Origin of the sequence: Chitinophaga sp. (assembly GCF_036569185.1) — a bacterium.
Lineage (GTDB): Bacteria > Bacteroidota > Bacteroidia > Chitinophagales > Chitinophagaceae > Chitinophaga.
The window spans coordinates 1-8,499 of sequence record NZ_DATCRD010000006.1 but is presented as its reverse complement, the minus strand read 5'-3'; the positions used below and the strand labels follow the sequence as shown (position 1 = coordinate 8,499).

General features: G+C 49.2%; 6 protein-coding genes. 3 read left to right on the top strand and 3 right to left on the bottom strand.

Annotation, left to right across the window (positions count from 1 at the left end; genetic code table 11):
* The 3 genes from VIM72_RS00340 to VIM72_RS00330 all read right to left on the bottom strand — a co-directional run.
* Positions 1 to 2,196: SusC/RagA family TonB-linked outer membrane protein (locus VIM72_RS00340; RefSeq protein ID WP_332000884.1), on the bottom strand; the 2,196-nt coding region annotated here is incomplete at its 3' end.
* 109 nt (positions 2,197 to 2,305) lie between these two features.
* On the bottom strand, positions 2,306 to 3,295 hold the full coding sequence (locus VIM72_RS00335; RefSeq protein WP_332000883.1) for a FecR family protein: 990 nt from the start codon (positions 3,293 to 3,295) through the stop codon (positions 2,306 to 2,308).
* A gap of 97 nt (positions 3,296 to 3,392) precedes the next feature.
* The gene (locus VIM72_RS00330; RefSeq protein WP_332000882.1) at positions 3,393 to 3,953 is read right to left on the bottom strand and encodes an RNA polymerase sigma-70 factor; all 561 of its coding nucleotides are present in this window, start codon (positions 3,951 to 3,953) and stop codon (positions 3,393 to 3,395) included.
* Positions 3,954 to 4,170: 217 nt separating this feature from the next.
* Here VIM72_RS00330 and VIM72_RS00325 point away from each other — a divergent pair, with 217 nt between their 5' ends.
* From VIM72_RS00325 to VIM72_RS00315, 3 genes are all read left to right on the top strand, one after another.
* Positions 4,171 to 5,184: a zinc-binding alcohol dehydrogenase family protein gene (locus VIM72_RS00325; protein ID WP_332000881.1), complete on the top strand. Its 1,014-nt coding sequence runs from the start codon at positions 4,171 to 4,173 to the stop codon at positions 5,182 to 5,184.
* A gap of 18 nt (positions 5,185 to 5,202) precedes the next feature.
* Positions 5,203 to 7,989, top strand: coding sequence for a family 78 glycoside hydrolase catalytic domain (locus VIM72_RS00320; RefSeq protein WP_332000880.1), 2,787 nt, complete (start codon positions 5,203 to 5,205; stop codon positions 7,987 to 7,989).
* A 79-nt stretch (positions 7,990 to 8,068) separates the two neighbouring features.
* Positions 8,069 to 8,499, top strand: a 431-nt coding sequence (locus VIM72_RS00315; RefSeq protein ID WP_332000879.1) for a hypothetical protein, incomplete at its 3' end; no start/stop codon positions are given.

The following is an 8,499-nucleotide window of genomic DNA, read 5'->3' as shown; positions in this document are numbered from 1 at the left end:
ATGATCTGCTATAAAATTCTCTTCTGATATCACCCATCCTGCGGAGAAGGCCGGGAAATAACCCCAGCGTTTGCCGGGAGCAAAGTAGTAGTGGCCATCATACCGGCCGGCTGCTTCAAAAAGATATTTATGATCGTAGATGTAGCCTACGCGGTATACAAATCCAAGCTGGCTGCCGGTAATGGTGGAGCCGTTGTTATCAAAATCATTTTTGTTGGAGCTGCCCATCCCCAGCTCATCGATACCTACCGCGAAATTATTGCGCCTGGCAGAAAAGCCGGTGGAGTCATTCTTGCGCGCTTCCGCTACCAGTAACCCTGTGAAGTCGTGTTTACCAAAAGTGTTGTGATAGTTGAGGAATCCCTGGAAGGTGTAGTACTGGTTTTTTGAGTACTCCTGGTTCAGCCAGGTGTAAGGCGCCGCGCTTCCTTCTGAAGTAGAGATCTGTTTCGTATAGCTGTAAGGGTTAGTAGCCGTGTTTTGCGAGTAAAAGTAGAACGGCGTATGCCATCCTTTCACTGTAAAGTCGTTAGGGTCATAACTGAAAGTTCCTTTCACGCTAAGCCCTTTGATAAACGGTAGTTGCTGTTCTACCCCGAGGGTGGTCAGCAGCGAAGTGGCATTCCGGTGAGAGTAGCCTGCTTTGAGGATCCCAACCGGGGTATTGCCCGCAAACTCGCCCCAGAGGCCATTACTGTAGTACAGGTTGGTGATGGGGATGAGCTTATACGCGCTGCGGAACAGCTGACCGGGCGTGGTGGCGGCGTCTACGCTGTTTGTTTTTTCGATAGCGCCAATGAGTGCCAGCGACACGGTGGTAGTAGGCGTGGCGCTTATTTCCATATTTACGTTATAATCGTAACGTTTATAATTAATGGGGTCAAACATCCCATCCTGCTGCAGGTAACCCAGCCCGGCATAATAGCGTATGGTATTGGTACCGCCGCTTAATTGCAGGTTATAATTCTGGATAGGCGCATGCATGCGTACCAGGTCTTTTGTATTGCTGATGGGATATTTGTCGGGATCCCTGGCGTTAAGGCTGGCGTAGTTGCTGATAAGGTCTTCGCTGAAAGGTTGTTGGGTACCGCCCGGGTTTTCATTCATATACGCTTCATTACGCAGGCGCATGTAGTCCTGTGCATTCAGCATCTTAGGATAATAGGTAGGCGTTTGCAGGCCGTAATAGGTATTCAGCGAGAGGGTGGGCACACCGGTCTGACCGCGTTTGGTAGTGATGAGAATAACGCCGTTGGCCCCGCCTAACCCGTAGGGGGCTACGGCAGCGGCATCTTTCAGCACAGTTACAGAGGCGATGGAGCTGGGCGCAATTTCGTTGATGTTATTACGGATGATGCCATCTACTACAATGAGCGGAGAGTTGTTACCGGTGGTAGCGATACCACGGATGTGGATATCGGGATTGTCCCGGCCCGGTTGCCCGCCATTAGGGCGCATACTGATCCCTGATACATTTCCGGCCAGGGAATTGGAGATATTGGTGACCGGCGATTTGGCCAGTTCCTTTCCCTGTACGGCTGCTACAGCAGCGGTGGAAGATGTTTTCTTCTGTGTACCGTAACCCACCACCACTACTTCGTTCAGGCCGCTGGCGCTTTCTTTCAGCACCACGTTGAGCGGGGCGGCGGAACTTACTATTTCAGTTTGTTCATAACCAACATAGCTGAACACCAGTGTAGCACCAGCTGTGGCCTGTAGTTCAAAGTGACCGTTTTCGTTGGTAACGGTACCGGTATTGCTGCCTTTTACTTTTACGGATACGCCGATCAGCGGATCGCCGTGCTCATTTCTTACGGTGCCGGAAAGCTTGGCTACGCGTACATTTACGGGCGCTATCACAATGGCGTTGTTATCCATTATGGTGTAGCGTAGGGTAGTGCCCGTTAGTACCTGTGTAAGCAGTTGTTCTACCGTAGCATTTTGTACATGAACAGACACGGGTGGCTTTTCCGGAAGAATGTCGTCGTTGTAAATGAGCCGGCAGCGGCTTTTCTGTTGAATCGTTTTCAACACTGTTTTTATGCTGACTTTTTCCAGTGAGATGCTGATCTTTTCCTGGGTGAAGGAAGTGGCGCCTGCCGGTTTGAACCCGGTTATCAGCAGCGCCAGGGCAAGTGTGGACAGGAGCTTGCCGTACAGAATCTTATCAAAAGTCCGTTGGAACTCAATTTTCATAACATGGAATGTAAGAGGGTGAAGGAAAGTAAAATGAGTGCGTTTTTCTGTAAGTGTTTTTTTACGTCATAACGGTTATATTTTTTGGAAGATGAATAATAATACGGCATTAATTACTGACAAGGACTTCTTTCCCGCTGACCCGGAAATTAAAGGGGCGCGACAGCTGTAGCATTTTCAATGCTTCTTCTAATGATTCTGTATCGATGATGCCGGAGAACCGCAGTTGTTCCAGGCCGGGAGATGCAAAATGAAAAGTAACGCCATACCAGTTGCGCATTTTTATGGCCAGTTCGCCAAATGTTTCATTGTCGAACGACAGTTTATTATTCAACCAGGATATGCCGGGAAGTAGTCCGCTGCTGTCTGTTTCCAGGCGTTGTTGCCGGAATGCCGGCATGGCCCGGGTGAGTGGTATGGTCAGCTTTTCTTTGGGTTGCATCACTACCGTTTGTTCATGGAACGACACGGCAATTTTACCGCTTACCAGTGTGGCGGAAACAGTGCTGTCGCCCGTATAGGCTTTCACGTTAAAAGCAGTGCCAAGTACGCGGATACTGACCTTTCCTGCGTGGATAACAAATGGAAGTCCTTCTTTTTTCGCGATATCAAAAAAGGCTTCACCGGTGAGGGTTACTTCACGGTGTTGTTTGCCGAAATTGTTTTTCTCGTAGTTAAGCTGTGTGCCATGGTTAAGCCAAACGATGGAGCCATCGGGAAGCATCACCTTTGATTTCCCGCCGGGGGCGGAACTGAGTTGTTGTAATACAGAAGGGGTGGTCCGTTCAAACTGCCATAGGGCCCATGCGGCAGTTAGCAGGGTTGCCGCTGCCGCCACTGTGGCCATCCTGCGTATTATGCCGCGGCGTGGGGAGGAAGTAATAAGCTGAGGGCTCACTTTATTCCATATACGTGTTTTACTGCCAGCGGAGGCGGCTGTTTCCTGCAAGGGGGTATGCCAGATGGCCGTTACCATTTCCCGGGAGGTGGTTTCCTCCGGGTGCTCCTTCAGCAGGGCATCCAGTTCCGACAGTTCTTCCGGTGAAATTTCGCCGCTGGCCTGTTTGCCCAGTAATACCCATATACGGTCGTTGTTCATGGCGCTATGATGATTTGAATAAAGGTTGCTTCCGGCGTATAAGACAATCGTTAGAGAAGAATACCCCCAAAAGGGTTGTAAATTTTTTTTGAAAAAATTATTGATCGCCGGGGAGAGGGGATACCAGGAGCGATTTCATTTTAGTAAGTTTTTTCAGGGCGATGCCTACCTGGTTTTCCACGGTTTTAATGGAAACGTTCAGCAGTGCGGCTACTTCCCGGTATTTGAGGCCATCTTCCTTTACCAGCCTGAAAATCAGCCTGCATTGCGGGGGAAGCTCGCTGATGGCGGTGTTGATATGCCGCATCATTTCGTTGCTGATGAGTTGCGCTTCAGGGTCTACCTCGTATTCGGGCAGTTGCGCTTCATCGAGATGGACTGTTTTTTTGTGGGCGTATTTACGGAGATAATTAAGGGAGATATTGCGGGTAGCCGCATAGAGATACCATTTCAGGTTGGCTACCTGGTTAAGGTCCTTCTTTTTTTTCCATACCGAAATAAATACATCCGCTACTATTTCTTCGGCCATTTCTCTTGTATGAACAATTGTCATTGCCAGTTGCAGCAATGGCGTGCAGCAACTATCATATAATTCTTTAAATGCCTGTGTATCACCGGTATATATTCTGCGTTGCAATTCGGGGATATCGTAGTGCATAAAAGTAAAAATACCCAAATTATACAAATGTGCAGAGATTAAGTGTCGGCATGACAAAAATATGATTTATCAAGGCTGTTTGGCGTAAACGGATAGTACATCTTACCAAACAGGCAACAAAATTTTTCTTTCTCCTTTCTTCCTGATAATTAATACCGGTATCTCTGCAAAAAAATAAAACGTGGGGGTACGGATATTTTTTTCTAAATTAATTGGTGTGAAAACGCTTATCTGTACCACTCCCGGCAATTTTGAATATGGCCTGCAGGCAATGCCTGCGTTGCAGGCCGGCCAGGCTATTATCCGAATCCGGAAAATAGGCATTTGTGGTACCGATCTCCACGCTTTTGAAGGTACCCAGCCTTTTTTTAATTATCCCCGCATCCTGGGTCATGAACTGGCAGGAGAGATTACAGCGCTGGATGCAGTAGACAGCAGTTTCCACGTGGGAGAACTGGTAACAGTGATCCCGTATGAAAATTGCGGTGTTTGTATTGCCTGCCGCAATGGCAAGCCCAACTGCTGTGAGCGCATAGCGGTGCTGGGCGTACATAAGGACGGGGGAATGGTGGAGTTTCTTTCTGTTCCGGAACGGTTACTGGTACATGGGAATGGGCTTAGCGCCGAACAGCTGGCGCTGGTGGAACCTTTGTCGGTAAGCGCCCATGGTATCAACAGGGCAGGCGTACAACCCGCTGAATTTGTGTTGGTGATGGGAGCGGGACCTATAGGGCTGGCAGCCATGGAACTGGCCCGCATTGCCGGTGCTCAGGTAATTGCCGCCGATATACAGGATAAACGGCTGCAGTTTGCCCGTGAAACGCTGGGAATCCCTTTTACCATCAATGCTGCCACGGATATCAGCAGCAGGCTGCAGGAAATCACCGATGGCGATATGCCCACTGTAGTGATAGACGCTACCGGTAACCAGAAAGCTATTAACAAGGGTATTTATTACCTGGCACATGGTGGCCGTTATGTGCTGATAGGATTACAGAAGGACCTGCTGCAGTTTCCCCATCCTGAGTTTCACAAAAGGGAATCTACGCTGATGAGCAGCCGTAATGCTACCCGCGAAGACTTTGAACAGGTGATCCGCTATATCAAAGAAGGGCAGGTACAGCCGGATAAGTATATTACACACCGCGTGAAATTCGGGGAAGTGAAACATACTTTTCCTTCCTGGCTGGACCCCCGTAATGAAGTGATAAAAGCGATCATAGATATCTGACCTATCAAAAACAGTTGAATGATGAGATCATGGCTATTGTTATTATTGCTGTGTATCGCCCATACCGGTACAGCCCAACCGGTTTCGCTGCAACACCTGTTATGTGAATACCGGCAAAACCCCGCAGGCATTGATGCTACCAGGCCCGCCCTCAGCTGGCAACTGCAAAGTAAAGGAAGCAATGTTCGTCAAACTGCCTACCGCATACTGGTAGCGGATAACCCCGCTGCACTGGCGCGTAACCGCGGACGGATATGGGATTCAAAGAAGGTATTATCCGACCAGTCTATACAGGTGCTTTACAATGGAAAACCCCTGTTGCCTGCTACTACCTACTATTGGAAAGTGATGGTATGGGACCAGCAGGGAAAGCCTTCCGGCTGGAGTGAAACTGCGCAATGGCATACGGGGTTGTTTTCCCCGGACGACTGGCAGCAGGCGCAATGGATAGGATATGAGAAAATACCGGACAGTGCCCGCATTGTGCCGGCAGTTACCAACGACAAGAATTACGGCCGGCGGAAAGATATACTGCCCCTGCTGAGAAAAGAATTCCATATTGCCAAACCACTGCAAAGGGCCACCGTTTACATCAGCGGACTGGGTCAGTTTGATCTTCATCTCAACGGGAAAAAAACAGGGGATCATTTCCTGGATCCCGGCTGGACAAAATACGATCAGCATGCCCTTTATGTAACTTTTGATGTAACGGAGCAACTACATACCGGCGCCAATGCCATTGGTGTAATGCTGGGCAATGGATTCTTTTATGTGCCGGGAGAAAGATACCGCAAACTTACCGGCGCTTTTGGTTATCCACAGCTGATTTGCAGGCTGTACCTGCAGTACCGCGATGGCAGCACAGAAAATATTATCAGCGATACCAGCTGGAAAGCAACACCTGGTCCTGTTACCTTTTCCAGTATTTACGGTGGTGAAGATTATGACGCCAACCTGGAACAACCCGGATGGGATACGCCCTCTTTTTATGATGGAGCATGGAGGAATGCTGTCGCCGTAACCGGTCCGCCGCAACTGGATGCGCAAATCGCCGCACCACTGAAAATATTTGACCGCTTTACTCCTGTTAAGGTTACTCAAACCGGCCCCGCTACCTGGGTGTACGATATGGGCCAGAATGCATCCGCTATTCCTGCCATCTCCCTGAAAGGGAAAAAGGGAAAGGTGGTACGCATTACGCCCGCAGAACTTATTACAGACAAGGGCCTGGCTGATCAATCTGCCGTAGGCAGCCCGGTATTTTTTAATTATACCCTGAAAGGGCAGGATACAGAATACTGGCAGCCGCAGTTTATGTACTATGGTTTCCGGTATATACAAATTGATGGCGCCGTGCCGGCAGGTAAAAGTAATCCTGACGGGCTACCGGAAATACAAACACTGCAAAGTTTGCACACGCGAAATGCAGCAGCTACTATTGGCCAGTTCACCTGCTCCAATGAATTGTTTAATAAAATTTTTAAGCTGATCGACTGGGCCATCCGCAGTAACACTGCCAGTATATTCACCGATTGTCCGCATCGTGAAAAACTGGGTTGGCTGGAAGAAGCGCACCTGGTGGGCAGTTCCATAAGGTATAATTATGATATTGCCGCGCTTTGCCGCAAAGTAGTGCGCGATATGATCCATGCGCAAACAGCAGAGGGGCTGATTCCCGATATAGCGCCGGAGTATGTGCATTTTGAAGATGGCTTCCGTGATTCGCCGGAGTGGGGGAGTAACGGCATCATTTTGCCCTGGTATATGTACCAGTGGTATGGCGATAAATCTGTACTGGAAGAAAGTTATCCTATGATGACCCGTTATGTGAACTACCTTTCGCAAAAATCACATCATCATATCCTTTCCCACGGGTTGGGCGACTGGTACGATATTGGCCCGAAATTCCCCGGGGAAGCGCAGCTCACGCCTAAAGGTGTAACGGCAACGGCTATATATTTTTATGACCTCAGTATTTTATCCAAAGTGGCTGGGATATTGGGGAAAACAGCAGACGCACAAAAATATCTTTCCCAAAGCGAAGCGGTGAAGCAGGCTTATAACCACACTTTTTTCAATGACAGCACCAGGCAGTATGCTACCGGAAGCCAGACCGCCAATGCCATGTCGGTATACATGCAGCTGGCAGATCCCCGTTATAAACCTGATATCGTGGAAAACATTGTGGCAGACATCCGTCAGCATAACAACGGTATCACCGCCGGCGATATCGGCTACCGTTACCTGCTCCGCGTACTGGACGATGAGGGCCGTTCGGATGTGATTTATGATATGAACAGTCGCACCGATGTACCCGGCTATGGGCTGCAGCTGGCAAAAGGGGCTACTGCGCTCACCGAATCCTGGCAGGGCTACCGTGATGCTTCCAACAATCACTTTATGCTGGGGCACCTGATGGAATGGTTCTACAGCGGGTTAGCCGGTATACGCCCGGCAGCGGGCAGTATTGCTTTCCACGATATGGTGATAAGGCCCGAACCTGTTGGAGATGTTACCTCCGCCAAAGCCAGTTATCTTTCTCCCTATGGTGAAATTGTGAGTGACTGGAAAAAGGAAGACAATATTTTCACGTTGCGTGTGCATATACCGGCAAATGCCCATGCCACTATTTATATGCCTGCGGAATCGACGTCTGACATTACGGTGAACGGTGTAGCAATGGCGATAGAGAAAGGGTATAAAGAAGGGCGGTACATCATGGAAACCGGTTCAGGTGATTATGTGCTGCGAGTGGTGAACCGCAGGCCGGTGGCTACGTCGGCGGATAATTATGCGGTGAGGTGATGGTACTTCCGGGTTGCTGCGTGTGTATACTATTTGCACGTGGCACGCAGAGTAGTTACTCATCCCCCAAACAATCATTATGAATGAAACATTGCTCAATGTGATTCAAAAGGATTTACCCGCATTCCTGCAACAGCTGGAAAAAAAACGTATTCTCCGCCCGGAGACTACGCTGGAAAGAACAGATATCGCTTACCTGGAAACGCTGCAGGGTAACAGCTGGCAACAGCAGGAGCAGGTATCCCTTTACCTGGTACTGGCATATAGTAATTGTGAGATAGGCGAGCCGAGGCTGGCTATCCACTATTTTGAACAGGCCTTTATTTTATCCGACGACTACTTCCCGCAAGGCGCCTTACTGGCAAAAGCTTACCTGGAGGCGTTGCATACCGTAGTAGCGCAAACCGGCGATATCTCCCTGCTGAGTAATGGCCTGGAATGGGCGGAGAAATTTGAGTTTATCACATTTAATGTGCACCGGGAGCTGGCAGCCATTTATCATCAGGCCAA

Excerpts from the sequence above, each read along its gene's own strand:
- VIM72_RS00335 (WP_332000883.1), bottom strand. The coding sequence starts at position 3,295 with ATGAACAACGACCGTATATGGGTATTACTGGGCAAACAGGCCAGCGGC.
- VIM72_RS00330 (WP_332000882.1), bottom strand. The coding sequence starts at position 3,953 with ATGCACTACGATATCCCCGAATTGCAACGCAGAATATATACCGGTGAT.
- VIM72_RS00320 (WP_332000880.1), top strand. The coding sequence starts at position 5,203 with ATGATGAGATCATGGCTATTGTTATTATTGCTGTGTATCGCCCATACC.